Source organism: Cobetia sp. Ld8, from assembly GCF_045066615.1.
GTDB lineage: Bacteria > Pseudomonadota > Gammaproteobacteria > Pseudomonadales > Halomonadaceae > Cobetia > Cobetia amphilecti.
Genome location: NZ_JBISHF010000007.1, coordinates 276,310 through 295,258, shown reverse-complemented (window position 1 = coordinate 295,258; position 18,949 = coordinate 276,310). Strand labels below are relative to the sequence as shown.

The 18,949-nt window shown below is 63.4% G+C and carries 8 protein-coding genes; 4 read left to right on the top strand and 4 right to left on the bottom strand.

The window, feature by feature from the left end:
- The first annotated feature begins 222 nt into the window (after positions 1–222).
- The 3 genes from ACJJV2_RS06190 to ACJJV2_RS06180 all read left to right on the top strand — a co-directional run bounded on the left by ACJJV2_RS06190 (position 223) and on the right by ACJJV2_RS06180 (position 11,743).
- Complete coding sequence (locus tag ACJJV2_RS06190) at positions 223–1,944, top strand: LTA synthase family protein (protein WP_405279020.1); 1,722 nt, start codon at positions 223–225, stop codon at positions 1,942–1,944.
- Complete coding sequence (locus ACJJV2_RS06185; protein ID WP_405279018.1) at positions 1,941–10,097, top strand: SDR family NAD(P)-dependent oxidoreductase; 8,157 nt, start codon at positions 1,941–1,943, stop codon at positions 10,095–10,097. The genes ACJJV2_RS06190 and ACJJV2_RS06185 overlap by 4 nt, the downstream gene beginning before the upstream one ends.
- A 311-nt stretch (positions 10,098–10,408) precedes the next feature.
- Complete coding sequence (locus ACJJV2_RS06180; RefSeq protein WP_216060927.1) at positions 10,409–11,743, top strand: aminotransferase class I/II-fold pyridoxal phosphate-dependent enzyme; 1,335 nt, start codon at positions 10,409–10,411, stop codon at positions 11,741–11,743.
- A gap of 181 nt (positions 11,744–11,924) precedes the next feature.
- Here the strand turns inward: ACJJV2_RS06180 and ACJJV2_RS06175 are convergent, their stop codons facing one another.
- The 4 genes from ACJJV2_RS06175 to ACJJV2_RS06160 all read right to left on the bottom strand — a co-directional run bounded on the left by ACJJV2_RS06175 (position 11,925) and on the right by ACJJV2_RS06160 (position 17,618).
- Entirely contained in the window at positions 11,925–12,575 is a 651-nt protein-coding gene (locus ACJJV2_RS06175) for a DsbA family oxidoreductase (RefSeq protein ID WP_054557317.1), read from the bottom strand.
- Positions 12,576–12,784: 209 nt separating this feature from the next.
- Positions 12,785–14,122 (bottom strand): O-antigen ligase family protein, encoded by a 1,338-nt coding sequence (locus ACJJV2_RS06170; protein WP_405279015.1) that lies wholly within the window; start codon positions 14,120–14,122, stop codon positions 12,785–12,787.
- Between the two features lie 249 nt (positions 14,123–14,371).
- Positions 14,372–15,538: a nucleotide sugar dehydrogenase gene (locus ACJJV2_RS06165; RefSeq protein ID WP_405279013.1), complete on the bottom strand. Its 1,167-nt coding sequence runs from the start codon at positions 15,536–15,538 to the stop codon at positions 14,372–14,374.
- A 349-nt stretch (positions 15,539–15,887) separates the two neighbouring features.
- Positions 15,888–17,618, bottom strand: a complete 1,731-nt coding sequence (locus tag ACJJV2_RS06160; RefSeq protein WP_405279011.1) for a thiamine pyrophosphate-dependent enzyme — start codon at positions 17,616–17,618, stop codon at positions 15,888–15,890.
- 193 nt (positions 17,619–17,811) lie between these two features.
- Between ACJJV2_RS06160 and ACJJV2_RS06155 the strand changes: the two genes are divergently transcribed.
- A complete protein-coding gene (locus tag ACJJV2_RS06155) occupies positions 17,812–18,927 on the top strand; it encodes an NAD(P)H-dependent flavin oxidoreductase (RefSeq protein WP_405279009.1) in 1,116 nt (371 codons plus the stop codon).
- The last annotated feature ends 22 nt before the right edge of the window (positions 18,928–18,949 follow it).

Sequence of the window (18,949 nt, the reverse complement as noted above, 5' to 3'; positions counted from 1 at the left end):
GTGGCGGGAACGCCATAGCGGCAATTGAACAGTTGGAACGATCAGGACCTGGACACCAGAGCGCCTGAAAATACTGCGGCGAGGGGCCGACTTGTCACTCCCCTCGTCGCCATGGATCTTGATCAGGGTCGAGTACTCGACCGGACACTACACAGCCCCTGCGACGGCAGAGGCTAACGAGGTCGGCATTACATGGAGTTTGTCATTGCGTTTGTGTCTTTCATGGCCGGGCCACTGCTGGTCGGCCTCGGGCTGACGCTGGGGCTTGAGCATCTGTTGCTGAAACAGATGACGACACCGCCAGCCGCATTCTGGCGTCGCCCCGTCAGCGCCAGGCTGGCACATGTCGGGTACTGGTGCGCCAGCTGGTCACTGTGCACCTTGATCACCCAGCGGCCCTGGTTCTCGCTGATCGTCGTCAATGCGCTGTGGCTGGTGGTGCTGCAGGTCAGCCACACCAAGTACGTGTCGCTGCGCGAACCCTTCCTCAGCCAGGACTTCGAGTACTTCACCGACGCAATCAAGCACCCGCGCCTGTACATCCCCTTCTTCGGCATCGGGCTGACCATCGCCGCGACCACAGCAGGGGCGCTGGCGATCGGTCTGGGACTCTGGCTCGAGCCCGCGCTGGGCTTCTCCGCCGCCTACTCAGGCAACGCTGCTCTATGGCTGGTGCCGTTGATCAGCGTTCTGATCGGCGCGAGCGTCTTGACCTACGCCCTGGGCAACCGTCTGGCCAGCAAGGTAATGCTGGTCCCCGAGTTCGACCTGAGCGAGCTGGGCATGGTGGCCTACCTGCTGGCCTATGCGCGGCTGGCGCGTCGCCCGCTGACGCCGCAGCGCAATCCGTTGGAGGAAGCACAGCGCGAGCTCGACGCCTCCTTGCGCGAACTCGATGATGAGAATGCCAGCAAGGCACTGCCCCATGTCGTCAGCGTGCAGAGCGAATCCTTCTTCGATGCCCGTCGCGTCTACCCTCGGGTACGTGACGACCTGCTGCCGAACCTGGACCGCTGCCACTTCACCGCCCTGGCCCAGGGCCTGCCGTGTGGTCGTCTGGCCGTGCCGGCCTGGGGCGCCAATACCGTGCGCACCGAAACCGCTTTCCTGACGGGCCTGACCGCCGAAGAGCTCGGCGTGCACCAGTTCAACCCCTACCATCAGCTGGCGCGTCGCGCCGTGCCCAATCTGGCCGCCAGCTACAAGGCAATGGGCTATCGCACGCTGTGCATCCATCCCTATCCCGGCACCTTCTATCTGCGCAATCAGGTGCTGAAACAGCTCGGCTTCGATGAATTTCTCGACATCGCCCACTTCAGCGATGCCGACAAGAGTGGCCAGTACATCAGCGATGCCGCCGTGGCGGCCAAGGTCGAAGACTGCCTGCTGGAAGCCGGCGATACGCCGTTGTTCATCCAGGTGATCACCATGGAGAATCACGGCCCGCTGCATCTGGAAACCTTCGACAGTGCACGTCTGCCGGAGTGGTATGACGGAGACCTGCCGGAGAACTGTCAGGAACTGGGCATCTATCTGCGCCACCTAGTGAATGCCGATGCGATGATCGATCAGCTCACCACCGCGCTGGCGCGACTGCCGCGCGGCGGGCTGCTGTGTTTCTATGGAGACCATGTGCCGATCATGCCCGAGGTCTATACGACCCTGGGCGAGCCCAATGGCGTGACCGACAGCTTCATCTGGTCCAGCGCCCTGCCGGAGTCCGACGACACCGCCCGCCAGACCATGGCGGCCGTGCGCGACAAGGACCCGGAGCTGATGGAGTGGGCCCTCGATTGTGAAGGGCCCTTCAAGACTGACGAGCAATGCCGCAAGGGCGACCCGCGCGTCATCAATATCGATACATTAGGAAGTGCGCTGCTGAAGGCGACCGCGAAACATGCTCGCCACAGTGCCGTGACTCAGAAGTTCAGGAGCTTGTCATGACCCGACGCGTTGCCATCATCGGCGCAGCCAGCCGTTTCCCCGGCACTACTCAGGCCACCCTGTGGGACGACCTCCTGACCGGCAAGGACATGGTGACCGAAGTCGCCGACGACCGCTGGAGCAAGGAGTCTCTCTCGCACCCGGACAAGAAAGCCCCGGGCATGAGCTACAGCTTCGCCGCAGGTTCGCTGGGCGACATCACAGGCTTTGACCCGGCCTTCTTCGGCATCAGCCCGCGCGAAGCCGCCAGCATGGACCCCCAGCAACGCATGCTGCTGGAGATGAGCTGGGAAGCCATCGAGCATGCCGGCATCCCGGCCGAGAAGATGCGCGGCTCACGCTGTGGCGTCTTCATGGGCATCGCGAGTCTGGATTATTCCTATCGCATGGCGGATGACCTCAGCGCCATCGGCCCGAATACCGCGACCGGCAATACCTCCAGCGTGGCCTCCAACCGCCTGTCGTATGCCTTCGACCTGCACGGCCCGAGCCTGTCGCTGGATACCGCCTGCTCTTCTTCAATGGTCGCCTTCCACCAGGCCTGCCAGTCGATCAGAAGCGGTGAGACCGACATGGCGCTGACCGGCGGCATCAGTCTCCACCTGCATCCTTACGGCTTCCTGATCTTCTCCAAGGCCACGATGCTGTCGAAGACCGGCCGCTGCCAGGTATTCGATGAAGCCGGCGACGGCTATGCCCGCTCTGAAGGCGGCGGTGTCTTCCTGCTCAAGGATCTCGACCAGGCCACCGCCGATGGCGACCGCATTCTCGCCGTGGTGGCCTCTTCCGTGGTCAATACCGACGGCTACAAGTCCGGCCTGACCGTGCCCAACCCGGCGGCGCAGATCCAGCTGATGGAACAGGCCTGCGAGCAGGCCGGCATCAGCCCGGACGATATCGACTATCTCGAGGCCCACGGTACCGGCACCGCGGTCGGTGACCCGCTGGAAACCCGTGCCATCGGTGCCGCCATCGGCCAGAAGCGCTCCAGTCCGCTGCCGATCGGCTCGATCAAGAGCAACATGGGCCACCTGGAAACCGCCTCTGGCGTGGCAGGCCTGGCCAAGGCACTCGGCGTGATCGCGCACCGTGAAGTGCCCGCGACGATCAAGATCCAGCGTCTGAATCCGAAGATTCGCACCGACGAGTGGAATCTGGATATCGTCACCCAGCCGCGCAAGCTCAAGGCAGACGGCCGTCTGGTCGTCGGGGTCAACTCCTTCGGCTTCGGTGGCGCCAATGCCCACGTGCTGCTGGAAAGTGCTCCCGAACAGTCGGTAGCGCAACCGCACACTGAAGGTGAACAGACGCCGCCGCTGCGCCTGAGTGCCCGTTCACCGCAGGCGCTCAAGCAATCCGCACTGGAGCTGGCAGAGCACCTGCGTGAGCTCGCCGCCCACGACATGGCGCCCAGCCTCTACGATCTCGCCTGGCAGCTGGCCGCCCGCCGCGAGCACCATGTGCATGGTGCCCTGCTCAGCGCAGACACCTTCACCACCCTGCTTGAGGACCTCGACACCCTCGGCAGCGAGGGGGATCTCGGTGACCATCCGCGCATCACCCTGGCGGACCGTCTGCCGGCATTGCCGAGCGCCAGCGACAATGGTGCCTCGCCACGCCATGGCGCAAACGCCCTCAGCAGCGTGCAGCAAGAGCGCGGCCCGGTGTTCGTGTATTCCGGCAATGGCTGCCAGTGGGCCGGCATGGGTCGTGCCCTGCTGGAAGAATCCGCCAGCGTGCGCGCCTGCCTGGAGCGCCTCGATGTCGCCTTCCGTGACTTCAATGGTTTCGAGCTGCTCAAGGAGCTGGACGGCAGCCTGAGCGAGAATGGCGAGAACCGCCTGGACGCCACCGAGATCGCCCAACCGACGCTGTTCGCGCTGCAGGTCGCGGTCACCGAATGGCTGATCGAACGCGGTATCCGCCCCGCTGCCGTCACCGGCCACAGCGTCGGCGAAGTCGCTGCCGCCTGGGCCAGTGGCGCGCTGACGCTCGAACAGGCCACCCGCGTCATCTTCCAGCGCAGCTACCACCAGGGGCGCACCCGTGGCACCGGCGCGATGATGGCCGTCGGTCTCGGCGAGTGCGAGATGCGCGAGTGGCTGGAGCAGCCGCAATGGGCGTCGCTGTCACTGGCTGGCATCAATGGCCCACGCGGCACCACCCTGGCCGGCGAGCGTGAGCTGCTGGAAGCGCTGAGCAAGGAGCTCTCCGCCCAGGGCGCCTTCGCGCGAGTGCTGGGGCTGGATTACGCCTTCCACAGCCCGGCGATGGACCCGATCAAGCCCGGCCTGCTCGAATCCCTCGACGGCCTGACGCCCCGCACCACCCATACCCCGTTCATTTCCACCGTGACCGGCAGCGTCATTGCCGGCGAGCAGCTGGATGCACGCTACTGGTGGGAGAACATCCGCCAGCCGGTCATGTTCGAGGCCGCCGTCACCTCACTGGTCAACTGGCACTCCGAGGCAGAAGAGAACGCTGCCCTCGGCCGCCATCGCCTGCTGGTCGAGATCGGCGCGCACCCGATCCTGCGCAGCTACCTGAACGACATCCTCAAGGCACGCAGTGACGAGGCACCCGCCGGCCAGGTACTCGCCAGCCTCGACCGACGCCATGCCGGGGTAGATGCCCTGGAGCATCTGCGCGGTCGCGTGCTGCTTTCCGGCGCCGTCGACATCACCGGCCTGTTCCCGGTCGCCGGTCAGTTCGTCGAGCTGCCAAGCTACCCGTGGCAACGCATCCCGTGCTGGATCCAGACCACCAGCGAAAGCCAGCGTCTGCTGGATCGTCATTACGTACATCCGCTGCTCGGCTATCGTCTCGCCCAGCAACGCCTGACCTGGGAAGCCCAGCTCGATACCCAGAAGGTCGCGTGGCTGGCCGATCACCAGGTCGGCGAGAGTGCCGTCTTCCCGGGGGCCGGCTATCTGGAGCAATGTCTGGCCGCCGCCCACGAATGGCAGGCCGCCAGCGCCGATGCGGACAGCCTGCCCGACGTACTGGATCTGGAAGACTTCGAGATTCGCGCCCCGCTGCTGCTCGATGACAGCACGCTGCGTCTGACCCGCCTGTCGCTGGACAGCGCCAATGGCGCCATGCGTCTGGAGAGTCGTGAGACACGCGCGGAGGATGCCGACAAGTGGAATCTGCACGCCGTGGCGCGCGCCTTCACCGCCACACGTGGACGCCTGCTGGAGCGAGCCGCCCCGATCATGCCCACTCGCGCCGCCGATTTCGGCCGCGATGAGCACGTGGCGGCTGCCGCGCAACTCGGCCTGCATTACGGTCCGCATTTCCGCGCCGCCGAGCAGATCTGGGTCGACGCGGGCGCCGACCACCACGCACCAGGCACTGCGCGTCCGCAGGTACTGGCCCGTTTCTCGCTGACCGAGGAAATGGCCAGCCAGGACGCCGACTTCCACCTGCATCCCGGCGTGCTCGACAGCGCCTTCCAGCTGTTCATTCCGCTGCTGGGCGTGCTCAAGGGCCAGATGGCGGCCAGCAATGGCATGGCCTTCGTGCCGGTGCGCGTGGGGCGCCTGCAGGTGCGTGAGCAGGTACGCGCCTCGCAGATCGTCACCGCACGCGTCGTGCTGCGCTCGCGTGGCCCGCACTCCCTGTGCGCCGACTTCGAACTGTTCGACGCCGAAGGCCGCGCCGTGGCCGTTGCCGAAGAGGCCCGCTTCCGCGCCGTACGCCTGGGACGTGATGGCACGGCGCATCTGGATTATCTGGATATCGAACTGACTGCCGCCCCGCACCCGCTCACTCAGCCGTCCGCCCCGGCCTTGGATCTCGCAGGCCTGGTGAATGACGCCATGCAGGCGTCAGAAGCTGCCGATGGCGGTGAGGGTGGTGAGGCGAATGTTGGTGAGAATGTGGGTGTGAGCGACGCGGCCGCCAGCGCACAGACGCTGCTGGCCGACAGCCAATGCTTCCGCGATGAGCTGGAGCCGCTGCTCGACAGCCTGATGCTCGCCAGCGTGCACGAGACCCTGCTGCGTCACGCCGCGCCGGGCGACCCGGAACTGGCCCATCTCGATCACGAGGCTCTGTCGCGCTGGCAGCGCCGTTGTCCGCTGTTCAGCCGTGCCCTGCTCGACTGGGCCGAGTCACAAGGCCTGACGGAAGCACTCGACAGCGGCGACTGGCAAATCAATTCGCTGGATCTGCCCGCCGCCAATGACATCTGGCAGCTGCTGGTACGCGACTACCCGGGCCAGTTCCCGTTGACGCATGCCGCCGGTCGCCTGCACCTGCACCTGGATGAATGGCTCAATCGCGGCATGCCCTTGGGCGGGACTCAGTCAGAAAGGACTCAGGCTGATGAAGCGGTGGCAGGACACGAGGCGCTGCTCTCGACGGACGCCAGTGCCGCACTGGAGCATCTGCGCCAGCCGCTGATCCCGACGCTGCTCAAGACGGCGGTCGGCAATGCCGGCTGGCAGTGGTTGAGCGCACAGCTCGATCAACGCATCAGCAGCGCACTTGCCGCCCTGCCTGCCGGGCAGCGCCTCGATGTGCTGGAGCTGGGTGCCGGCGGCCCCTGGCTGGGCCAGCGTCTCGCGACACTGCGCGAGGCGGATGCACGCAACGGTCGCTACTCAGCGCTGGATTACCGCTTCGTGGCCGCCAGTGCCGGCGCCCTCAGTGAAGCCAATCGCCTGCAGGATGACTTGCCGCTGATCGACGTGATCGCGGGCGAGGCCTTCCAGGACACCGCCACGACCCGCAAGGCTAAGCTCGCCATCGTGCATCTGGACTTCGAGGCACCGTCACAGGCGCGCGAGCTGCTGACAGCACTGATCGCCCGTCTGGCCCCCGGCGCGCAGCTGCTGCTGTGTGGCTGTGAGCCGGCGGCCTGGGCCGGGCCGATTCTGGCCCTCGATGATGGTGAGCAGCTGCGCAGTCATCCGGGCATCGCGCAATGGCAGCGTCTCTTGACCCAGCTGGGCCTCGACATCGAGTCACCAGCGCCTGCCAGCGATCACCTGGCCAGCGATCACCTGGGGACTGAAACATCAGGCGCCTGGTGGCTGTCCGCGACGCTTGCCGCTCAGGCACCGCTTGCGGAAGGCCAGACGGCGGCAAGTGAGTCAGTGGAAAGCCAAGCCGCCACTCTCTCCATCGCGTTGATGGATTGCCCGCAGGCACCGGCGGATCAGGCACTGCTGACGCGCTTGAGCGACTCGCTCGCCGCACGCGGACATCAAGTCAGCCATCAGCGTCTGTCAGCCAGCCTGCCTGCGGACGTCTCCGCACTGATCGAGCAGCTTGGCGACGTTGATCACCTGATCGCGCTGCCCAGCGCGGCGGCGACAGCTGAGCAGAATGATACGGACAGCACCAACGCCCTCCAGTGCGCACGCCAACAGCTGCTGACACAGGTCGCCCAGGCCTTTGACAGCGCCCAGGAGCAGGACGACAGCCGTCTCGCCCCGACCCTGTGGGTGCTGACATATGACGTGGCGACGCTGTGGCAGACAAGCGACGCCCCCGCAGCGACTCCACCGGCGGATGCGGCCAGCTGGGGCTTTGCACGCAGTCTGGCCAACGAAAGCCAGTCGCTGGCCATTCGCCTGCTGGATACACCGACGTTGGAGCACGCTGCCGTCAGCATGCTTGCCTTAATGGGCGCGCTGGTGCAGGAACTCGAAGCGCCGGATCATGAGCAGGAAGTGGTGTTGGATGCCACTGGCGCACGCTTCGCGACACGCCTGCGTCAGGTGGCGGCGCCTCAGCAGGCCATTGCCTGCGAGAATTCCCTCTCGCAGATCTCAGGCTCGCAAACCTCAGGCGCTCAGCGCCACGGCGTCAGCCTCGGCTTCAGCCAACCCGGCCAATTGCGCAATCTGGAATGGCAGCCACGTATTCTGCCCGCCGTGGCAGCCGGCGAAGTCGAAGTACGTGTCGAGGCGACCGGCCTCAACTTCCGCGATGTCATGTACACCCTCGGCCTGCTGTCGGATGAAGCCATCGAACACGGCTTCTCCGGCCCGAGCCTGGGGCTCGAGTTCTCCGGCATCGTCACTCAGGCCGGCACCAATGCCGAATTCAAGGTCGGCGAGCGCGTGGTCGGCTTCGGCCCGGCCAGCTTCTCCGACCGTCTGGTGATCGCCGATACGGCGCTGGCCCATGTGCCCCACGGTGTCAGTCTGGAAGCCGCAGCGACCATCCCGACCACCTTCTTCACCGTCTACTACGCGCTCAAGCATCTGGCGCGGTTGGAAGAAGGCGAGAAGGTACTGATTCACGGCGCCGCCGGCGGCGTGGGCATCGCGGCATTGCAGATCGCCGAGTGGCTGGGCGCCGAGGTATTCGCCACCGTCGGCTCGCCGGCCAAGCGCGACTTCCTGGCGCTGATGGGCATCGACAACGTCTATGACTCGCGCAGCCATGGCTTCGCCGAGGATATCCTGGCCGATCTCGCCGCACGTCAGCAGCGCGATCCGTCTGTCGATGCCCGTGGTGTCGATGTGGTGCTCAATTCACTGGCCGGTGAAGCCATCGCCCAGAACCTGCGCGTGCTCAAGCCGTTCGGACGCTTCTGTGAGCTGGGCAAGCGCGACTTCTACGAGAACACCCCGATGGGGCTGCGCCCGTTCCGCAATAACCTCAGCTACTTCGGCATCGATTCCGATCAGCTGATGAAGGAATGCCCGGGCCTGACCACGCGCCTGTTCCGCGAGATGATGGCGCTGTTCGAGGACGGCACCCTGGCACCGCTGCCCTACACCACCTTCGATGCCAGCCAGGTGGTCGAGGCCTTCCGCTACATGCAGCAGGCCCGCCAGATCGGCAAGGTCGTCGTCACTCAGCGCGTCGCCGAACACGCCGCGGAGCAGACAAGTGCGGGGGCAAGTGCAATACCCCATCAGCGCGACGCGCTAGCGGCCAATCAAAAGACACTGATGATCGACCCGGCGGCCAGCTATCTGGTCACCGGCGGTCTGGGCGGCTTTGGCCTGCGCAGCGCCGAGTGGCTGGCCGCGATGGGCGCGCGTGAGCTGGTACTGCTCGGGCGCTCCGGCGCGGCCAGTGAAGAAGCGCAGCAAGGTGTCGCGCGTCTCGAGGCCCAGGGTGTGAACGTGCATGCGCTGGCCTGTGATGTCGCCGATGACGCCGCGTTATCAAAGGTGTTCGCACGCTTCGGCAAGCCCGTTGACGGCGATGGCATCGCACCGCTCAAGGGCATCATCCATGCCGCCGCGGTGATCGATGATGCGCTGATTCGCCATCTCGATGCCGAGCGCATCCAGCGCGTGATGACGCCGAAACTGGAAGGCGCGCGCCTGCTGGATCGCCTGAGTGCCGAGCATGCGCTGGACTTCTTCGTGCTCTACTCCTCGGCCACCACCCTGTTCGGCAACCCGGGACAGAGCGTCTACGTGGCGGCCAACCACTGGCTGGAAGGGCTCGCCGCCAACCGTCGTGCGCGTGGCCTGCCCGCCACCTGCGCACGCTGGGGCGCTATCGAGGATGCCGGCTTCCTGGCACGCAACGAGAAGACCCGCGAAGCACTCAAGAATCGCCTCGGCGGCGATGCGCTGATGGCGGACCACGCGCTGGCCTGTCTCGGCGAGATGATCAGTGCGGATCAGCAGGCCCAGACACTCGGCCTGCCGGGGCGCTCATTGGGCGTGCTGGAACTGGACTGGGGCGCGCTTGCACGCTTCCTGCCGACCGCCGCCACGCCCCGCTTCGAGGAAATCGCCCGCCGCGCCGGTGAGGATGACAACAGCCAGGCGCAGCAGGATGATATCGCCACGGCACTGGCGGGATTGAGCGGCGAAGCGTTGCAGACCGCCATCGTCGAGATTCTCAAGGGCGAGCTGAGCAAGATTCTGTTGATCGACGTCAGCGCCATCGACGTCAACAAGAGCGTCTATGACATGGGCTTCGACTCGCTGATGGGGGTCGAGCTGATGACGGCGGTCGAGGCACGCCTGGGGATCAGCATTCCGGTGATGATGATCAGTGAAGCCGCCACCCTGTGGCGACTCGCGGAGCGCCTGATGCACAAGATGGGCAATGCCGACGGCGAAGAAGCCGAAAGCAGCGCCGAAGACCAGGCCATGGCGCAGCTGGTGAAGCAGCATGGCGGCGAGACGGCCACGCTGACAGAGCGCGGAGAGATGGTCAGCAAGTAGCCACCTCCACCCTGTCCCCAGCCCACGCCATCATGCCGGATGGCAGGTGTGGGCTGGTGCCATGCGCCATCTTGGCGTAACGTCGACCCATTCGCGCAACGGTGACAGGCAGACGGAAATCGCCAGATCGGGCCCTGACAGCAGTCCCCGCTCTCGCCAAGGCCCATGCCTCGTCAGCGCACACGATCAGCTTGAAGATACCCGACGGGCGGAGAGCCAAGGCTCTTGCGCCCGTTTTTGGGTCAGCATCACATGTGTAAGGAACTCGACTCTTGGCAACCCGCAATTCCCCCGGTTCATCCGCCAGTGACATGAAGCAGCAACTGCTCGACAAGGCGCGTGCGCGCCGCACTCGCCCGGCCAATACGCAGTCGAATGATGAGGATATCTTCGCCCACAAGAGCGCTGAACCGCTTCAGATCAGTGATGATTTCGTGCGTTTCGATCGCCAACCGGGCTATCAGCAGCTCAGCATGATGCAGCAGGCCGGCGCCGCCTTTGGGGTGCCGGAACCCTTCTTCCGCGTGCATGAAGGCTGCGCCGGTGCCACGACGCGTATCGAGGGGCGCGAGCTGGTCAACTTCGCCAGCTACAACTACCTCGACTACTCGCGCCATCCGGAAGTGGTCAAGGCCGCGGCTGACGCTGCCGCGCACTATGGCACCTCGGTGTCGGCCTCGCGCGCCGTCTCCGGCGAGCGCCCGATCCATCAGCAGCTGGAAGCCGCCGTCGCGCGCACCTACGACGTCGAGGATGCGGTGGTCTTCGTCAGTGGCCACGCCACCAATGTCTCCACGCTGGGCTATCTGCTCGGCCCGAAGGACCTGATCCTGCATGACGAGTGGATCCACAACAGCTCGCTGGTCGGCGCCCAGCTGTCCGGCGCCCGCCGCATGCCCTTCGCGCACAATGACCCGGACGCGCTGGAAGCGTTGTTGCGTGCCCAGCGGGGCAAGTTCGAGCGCGTACTGATCGTCACCGAAGGCCTCTACAGCATGGACGGCGACGTGCCGGACCTGCCGCGCCTGATCGCCCTCAAGCAGAAGTACCGCTGCTGGTTGATGGTCGACGAAGCCCACTCCTTCGGCGTGCTCGGCGAGCGCGGTCTTGGCCTGAGAGAGCATTACGACATCGCTGCGCGTGACGTCGATATCTGGATGGGCACGATGAGCAAGACGCTGTCCGGCTGCGGCGGCTATATCGCCGGCTGCAAGGAGCTGGTCAGCATGCTTCGCTACTTCGCGCCGGGCTTCCTCTACTCGGTGGGCATGCCGGCACAGGTCGCCGCACCCTCGCTGAAGATTCTCGAACTGCTCCAGGGCGACGATGCCAGGCAGCGCATCGCCCGCCTGCACGATGTCTCCGGCTACTTCCTCAAGCGCGCCCGCGCCCTGGGACTCGATGTCGGCGACAGCCTGGGCGTTGCCGTCGTACCGGTGATTCTGGGCAGCTCGCTGGTGGCCGCTCGCCTCTCCAATCAACTGTTCGAGGCAGGCTTCAACGTCCAGCCCATCCTGCACCCCGCCGTGCCGGAGAAGAGCGCGCGACTGCGTTTCTTCCTCTCCTGCGAGCACACCGAAGCGCAGGTCGACGCCGTCCTCGACACGCTCATGCAGCAGCTGAGCAATATCAAGGCGGGTCTTTGACCAAGGTTGTGAGCCAGAGTGACAAGTCAGCGCAGGAAGTCAGAATGGTGAGCCAAGGCTGATCGGGGTTTCGCAATGCCTTCACTGCTGCCCCCTCACAACGAAAAACGCGGCCCCGCTTTTCAGCGGGGCCGCGTTTTTGTCACGACAGGAATAAGTGCTAGAGCCAGGTATCAGTGACTCAAGACTGCTCAGCCATCAGCTCGCTCAGCACCTGCTCGAACACTTCCTTGGGCTGAGCACCGCTGAGGGCACTGCGGCGGTTGAAGACGAAGGTCGGCACGCTGGAGATCCCCATCTGCTTCCAGTGGTTCTCATGTTGCACCACCTGCTCACGTGCCTCGGCGTCATCGAGTTGCGCGAGACCTTCCGTGGCGTCCAGCCCGACCGCTGCCAGCGAGTCCGCCATCACGGCGCGGTCCGACATGTCCTTCTGCAGCGTGAAGAAGTCCGCGAAGAACTGCATCATCAGGTCATGCTGCATGCCTTGCTCGGCGGCGTACTCGAGCAGTACGTGCAGCTCGAAGGTATTGACCATGCGCATGTCGTCGAAGTAGTTGAAGACCAGCCCTTCCTCGGCCGCCAGGTTGGCGAGGTTCTGGCGCGCCTCGACACTGCCCTTGGGCGTGGTGCCGTACTTGCGTTCAGAGTGCGCGCGCAGGTTCTCGCCATGAGCCGGCATGTCCGGGTTCAACTCGAAGGGCTGCCATTCGATCTCGACCTTGTCTTCCAGGCCCAGTGACTGAATGGCGCTCTCGAGGCGCTTGTAACCGATGATGCACCACGGGCACACCACATCGGAGACGATGTCGATCTTGAGCTTGTCTTGCATATCCATTCTCCTGAGCGGCAAGGCAATAGGCTTCACCGCTCGTCAATATTCGTGAGCGACTGCTCAAATTTGCGCGTACTGTAGACCCCGTACGTGCTCAGGTCAAAGCCTCTCCAGAGTGCCGAAGCGCCAGAGCGTCGAATCACCAGAGCGCCAAGCGCTGAACGCTGTCGCCTCTTCAGGTCTGACATTCCATGCAGACATGCCGATCAGACATGCTTGGCTTGGGCTGTATCGCAAGCGGCAGGCGACGCTGCCTCAAGGCGGCGCTCATGGGCATGCAACTTACCCCACACGATCGCTAACCAGTAGGCGTAGACCATCACGCCGCTGGCCTGGGAGAACATCACCCAGGTCATCCCGAAATCGAGGAAGGTCAGCGGCAGCAGTACCCCGGCGACAGCCAGTGAGCGCAATGTCAGGTCGTCACTGTCCAGGCGACGATAGAAGAGGCGCAGCGGCACCAGATACAGAGCCAGCAACGAAAGCAGCCCCAATATCCCGCGCTTGACCCACGCATCGAGAAACTCGTTATGGGGATGCGAATACTCCTGCACATGGCGGCTCAGCTCGCCCTGTTCGATCATCGCATCACGCGCCTCGGCGTAACCGGTCTCGCCCCTGCCTAGCCACGGCTGCTCGGCAATCATCAGCAAGGCGCCCCGCCACATCTCGAGGCGCGCCCCCGCCGAGGTGCCGGCATTGCGGTCCTCCACGTACTTCGTGACATCCGAGACACCGGCTTCGACACGTTGCTGGATACCGGTTGCCGGGGTGATCACCATCAGGGCGATCACCCCGGCACACATGAAGACGCCCAGCCGCAGCACACGCCGCGAGATCACCTCACCATAACTGCGATACAACACCCAGGCGGCAAACGGGAAGCCGATCCAGCCGCCGCGCGTCCCCGACATCAAGGAGCCGATGATGCCAAACGCGCCGCCGATCAGCAGCGCCAGCAACCAATAGCGCCGCCGAGCTCCCACCTGACTCATCGCCCAGCCAAGGCCTGCCAGACACATCAGCCCCATCAACATGCAGATATCGCCGAAGTTGATGGTATTGGTGAAGCCACCTGCACGATGCACACCCCACACCAGCTTCTGCCACATCGCCCAGCTACCGGTCAGTACACTGCCGAGGACCAACCCGCCCCACATGGCGCCGAGCGAGGGTGGGCACGACAACACCAGCAACAGCACCGGCACAGCCAGCAACAGACGAATCGGCACTCCTGTCGTCTGCCATGCATCCCCCTGCAGCAGGATGCTCACCAGCAACAAGGCCGCGAGGCCTGCCACCACGCCGATTACTGCCAGGTCTTGCTTGTGGGCGGCCCTCAACAGCCTGCGCGGCTCGCGCAGCAGACAATAGCCACTGATCAACACCAGCAACGCCGGTCCCAGGCTATAGCCAGAAGGCATCACCAGGCTAAGCAAGCCGAACAGGAAGACACAGCAAGAAACGGCGCGCGAGATCTTAGAGGAAAAATACGGAGCAACACCGGATGAATCCGAGCGCGCAGCAGAAGCGAATGACGGCATACCTTGCCTTCCTGATCCAATGATGACGATGTGAACGGTGATACAGGCAACTCAACCGAATTCGGCAGAGAGTCATCGTGAGCTTGATGAGCGGGATAGCCTGACACAACTGCCCTCCTCCTTGGCATCAGGCACGCAGCATGAAAGTCATCACCTGCTCCCTCTACCCCGTTCCCTGTGAGTCCATACGAAAACGCCGCATCACAAGGATGCGGCGTTTTCGTTTCGATCAAGAATCAGAGCTCTGGATCAATCGTTGCCGAACAGATCGCGGGTGTAGACCTTGTCGACCACATCAGCGAGCTCTTCCGCCATGCGATTGCTCAGGATGACATCCGCTTCCTGCTTGAACGCCTCGAGATCACGCATGACGCGTGAACCGAAGAAGGTGTCTTCTTCCAGCACAGGCTCGTATACCACCACTTCCACGCCCTTGGCCTTGATGCGCTTCATCACGCCCTGCATGGCACTGGCGCGGAAGTTGTCAGAACCGGACTTCATCACCAGGCGATACACCCCCACCACCTGCGGGTTGCGCTTGAGCACGGATTCCGCGATGAAATCCTTGCGCGTGGTGTTGGCATCGACGATGGCCTGGATCATGTTGTTGGGCACTTCCTGATAATTGGCCAACAACTGCTTGGTATCCTTCGGCAGACAGTAGCCCCCATACCCGAATGACGGGTTGTGATAATGCTGCCCGATGCGCGGGTCCAGCCCCACACCTTCGATGATCTGCCTGGCGTCCAGGCCATGTGACTCGGCGTAGGTATCCAGCTCATTGAAGTAGGCAACGCGCATCGCCAGGTAGGTATTGGCAAACAGCTTGATGGCTTCCGCCTCGGTGCTGTCAGTGAAGAGCACTTCAATGCCCTGCTTGATCGCGCCTTCCTTGAGCAGACCAGCGAACACCTCGGCACGCTCGGAGCGCTCACCGACGATGATACGAGACGGATGCAGGTTGTCGTAAAGCGCCTTGCCTTCGCGCAGGAATTCCGGAGAGAAGATCAGATTCTCGGTGTTAAAGCGCCCGCGCGCCTCTACCGTATAGCCCACCGGGACAGTGGACTTGATCACCATCACCGCCTCAGGATTGATGTCGCGCACATCCTGAATCACCGACTCCACACTGGAAGTATTGAAGTAGTTGGTAATGGTATCGTAATCCGTCGGCGTCGCGATGATCACGAAATCGGCACCACGATAGGCCTCTTCCTTGTCGAGGGTAGCGCGGAAATTCAGGTCCCCACGTGCCAGAAACTCGTCAATCTCGGCGTCTTCAATCGGTGCGACACCACGGTTCAGCCCTTCCACCTTGCCTGGCACGATATCCAGTGCGATCACTTCATGATGCTGTGCGAGCAGCATGGCGTTGGAGAGGCCGACATATCCGGTGCCTGCGATGGCAATTTTCATTCCAATAATTCCTATATTCGTTCATATATCAATTGACATCTGCCCACTCGAGAATTCAAGCATTGCGATCACTACACCAAGAGCCGGCTGCCGTCAAAAGGATACTGGCCACAAAGGATAACGTTGTTTAGCCATAACCCGCACTTCAAACCTGAGCTCGAATCGACGCAAATTTCTAATATGAGCAGCACGAGGTGCCCCGTTAACAACGAAAGGAACTAATGTAGCAAAAATTCTAGCGATCCCCCCCGACAGAAAGGCACAGAAGGCCCCGATCCACAGGATCGGGGCCTCTTTCGCATCAGCTGCGCACAGATAACTGAGCAGTTTACCGGCTCATGTCATTTGTTCAGCGCTTGGTGAAGTTGTTGCGCACCAGGTCGACCACATCATCCATGCGACCATTGAGCACCGCCTTGGCGGAGTAAAGCGCGGTGGAGGCGACCTGCCCGGCCTCCACATGCGGTGGCATCACCAGCTCCATGCGGTTGACCTTGACCTCGAGCACCCCGGGGCCGTCCTGGGCCAGCAGGCTCTGCACCGCCTCATCCAGCTCGTGCTTCTCCTCGACGCGACGCCCCCACAGCCCCATGGACTGTGCCAGCAGCGAAAAGTCGGGGTTCTCGAGTTCGGTGTAGGTATCCAGGATGCCCTCGACCTTCTGCTCGAGCTCGACGAAGCCCAGCGTGCTGTTGTTGAAGATGACGATCTTGAGCGGGACCTTCTCCTGCTTGAGGGTCAGCAGGTCCCCCATCAGCATGGCAAGACCGCCATCGCCGCACATGGCGATCACCTGACGCTGCGGGTAGGCCTTCTGGATGCCGATGGCCTGAGGATAGGCATTGGCCATGGTGCCATGCATCAGGCTCGGCAGCGTGCGGCGCTTGCCGTTGGCCCGAATGTGGCGCAGGCACCACACCATCGGGCTGCCGCCATCGGCGGTGAAGACGGCGTCTTCGCTGGCATGGCGATCCAGCGCCAGTGTCAGCTCCTGCGGGTGAATCAGACGCTCGTCATCAGAGGTAACGGCGGCATCGTCTCGCGCTTCGAGATACTTCTTGCGGCAGCTGTCGAGCCAGGCGCTGTCATCACGCGGGTCCACACGGGTCAGCAGCGCCGCGCAGGTGTCCTTGACGCTACCGACGACCCCGAGATCCACTGGGTGGCGAATACCGATCTTGCCGGGGTCCAGATCGACCTGGATCACCGTCGCCTTGTCCGGATAGAACTGGGTCCAGGCGAAGCTGCAACCGAGCAGCAGCAAGGTGTCACACTCCGCAACGGCCTCGTAGCCGCCCTGCAGTCCGAACACGCCGGTCATGCCGACTTCGAGCTCATTGTTCGGCTCGATGAAATCCTTGGCACGCGACGTCCAGGCTATTGGCGCCTTGAGCCGTCGTGCCAGCGCCAGCACTTCCTCCTGCGCGTGCTGACAGCCGATACCGGCATAGATCGAGACCTTGCCCGGCGCATTCAGTGCCTCGGCCACGGCGGCCAGCTCCTGCTCGCCGGGGCGAATCACCGGCGCGAAGCGATGGGCACGCCACGGCAGCGAGCCCTTGGGCTTCTGGGTGAACAGGTCCCCCGGCACGATCAGCACCGCGACCCCGCCTTCCGCCAATGCCTTCTGCGCCGCGATGGCCACCATGCGGCGAGCATTCTCAGGATTGGTCAGGTACTCGCAGAACACGCTGTACTGGGAATAGAGCGCCTTCTGATCCACATCCTGCGGGAAGCCGACGCCCATCTCGGCGGTATCGATCTGCGAGGCAATGAACACCACTGGTGCGCCATTGCGATGTGATTCGATCAGGCCATTCAGAAAGTGCGTACTGCCCGGCCCACAGGTACCGGCACAGCAGGAAAGCTCGCCACTGATGAAGGACTCGCCCCCTGCCGCGAAACCGGCCACCTCTTCGTGCCGCACATGTACCCACTCCATCTCTGAGCGCCGAATGGCGTCGGTGAAGTGGTTGATGGTGTCACCCACGATGCCGTAGCAACGCTGAGCGCCCGCTTCGAGCAATGAATCGACGATAATCTCGGAGACGGACGCTGACGAAGATATTGACAGTGCCATGGAGGTGCTTTCCTTTTCCGGTGAGCTTTCGGGTCAGGATGAGCAAGGCATTCACTCATTCGAATAAACAGTGAACAAGACCTTGGGTCCAAGCCGCGGAAAACAATGGCCAGCCCCGAAACTCACGCTGGCACACCGCGTTGCGTCAAGCGTACGATGAGGCCATACATCCTGGAGGCTTGAGGAGAACACCATGCAGCAAGCAGCGGGAAGCAGTGGCTCAATCAGCCTCAACCCCGACAGCAAACGCACGTCCATGGGCGAGCTGCTGGGTGTCGAGCTGCCGATCATCCAGGCTCCGATGGCCGGGGTCTCGACACCGCAGTTGGCAGCCGCTGTCAGCAATGCCGGTGGACTGGGCTCGCTGGGAGCAGGAGCCACCGATGCAGCAGGCGCACGCCGCATGATCCACGAGTTGCAGTCACTGACCGACAAGCCCTTCAACATCAATGTCTTCGTGCATCAGGCCCCCGTTCATGACACAGAACGTCAAGCGGCATGGCTCAAATGGCTGGCCCCTCACTTCCAAGCCTTCGACACAGAGCCTCCTGCCCAGCTCGATGCGCTCTATACCAGCTTTGCCGATGATCCTGACATGTTGGCGATGTTGCTCGAGACTCGTCCGCCGATTGTCAGTTTCCACTTCGGACTCCCCTCTTCGCAGGCCATTGCTGCCTTGAAGACAGCGGGAATCTCGCTCTTCGCGACGGCGACCTGTCTTGAGGAAGCCATCGCCATTGAACGAGCTGGTCTGGACGCCATCGTGGCGCAAGGGTTTGAAGCCGGGGGACATCGCGGCATGTTCGATCCACAAGCCGCGGATGCCGAGCTGAGTACTGCCGCACTGACACGGCTGCTGGTACATGAGACGCACCTGCCGATCATCGCCGCGGGCGGCATCATGGATGGTGCGGGCATTGCCGCTGCTCTCGCATGTGGCGCCGTGGCGGCACAGCTCGGCACTGCCTTCATCGCCTGCCCGGAATCCAGCGCCGATGACGCCTATCGAGACACACTCACCGGGCCAGCAGCGCATCACACGCGAATGACCTCGATCGTCTCGGGCCGTCCCGCGCGCATTCTCGCCAACCGATTCGCCAGCCTGATGGAGGAGCAATCACGCCCCACGCCACCGGACTACCCTCTGAGCTACGCAGCAGGCAAGGCGCTCAACGCCGCAGCCAGATCAAAAGGGGAAACCGGTTTCGGGGCGCAGTGGGCGGGACAAGGGGCCCCGCTGGCCAGGGCGATGCTAGCGGAAGATTTGATGAAAGTACTGATTCGAGAATGGGAAGCCACTCAGGCGTGAGTAAAGCCGCGAGAGTGCCATA